General features: G+C 42.2%; 1 protein-coding gene. It reads right to left on the bottom strand.

Annotated elements, in window-relative coordinates; translation table 11 throughout:
- On the bottom strand, window positions 1-503 hold a 503-nt coding region (locus tag HMPREF1505_RS09910; protein WP_036925014.1), incomplete at its 3' end, for an ISL3 family transposase.
- Window positions 504-517: the final 14 nt, after the last annotated feature.

Genomic DNA, 517 nt, shown 5'->3' with positions numbered 1-517 from the left:
TCGTCATTTGCTTGCTGTAAAGCTGCCCAGCGATACTCTATTCTCATCTGTTGCACGGCATCACTTGCAAGTTTCTGTATATGAAAGCGATCAATCACTCGTTTAGCCTTTGGAAAACAATGCCTTACAATCTTACGCATACTATCGGACAAGTCCAAGGTGACCTCTTCTACGGCTTCCCGTTTCTTTTCATCTATCTTATCCAATACCTTGCAGACATCCAAGGATTTGGTTCCAGCAACAATGGCTACAAGACATCCTTGCTTGCCGTGTTTGTCCCTATTAGTGATAATCGTATAGAGTTCACCATTGGACAAGGATGTCTCGTCTATTGCTATATTCTTACCAATATTATCCTCAAAGAGAAGCCACTTCTGAGCATGAGACAACTGATCCCAGGACCTGTAACCACTTAGTGTTTCCTTGTATTGTTTCTCAAAACTACGTCCATTGATATGATAGAATTCCTCAAGCGTACGGCAGGTCACTGGGGATGTCTCCATACGTTTCTTTTAAA

The organism is Prevotella sp. ICM33 (assembly GCF_000517825.1).
In the GTDB taxonomy this organism is placed as follows: domain Bacteria; phylum Bacteroidota; class Bacteroidia; order Bacteroidales; family Bacteroidaceae; genus Prevotella; species Prevotella melaninogenica.
This window is presented reverse-complemented; position numbering and strand designations above follow the sequence as displayed.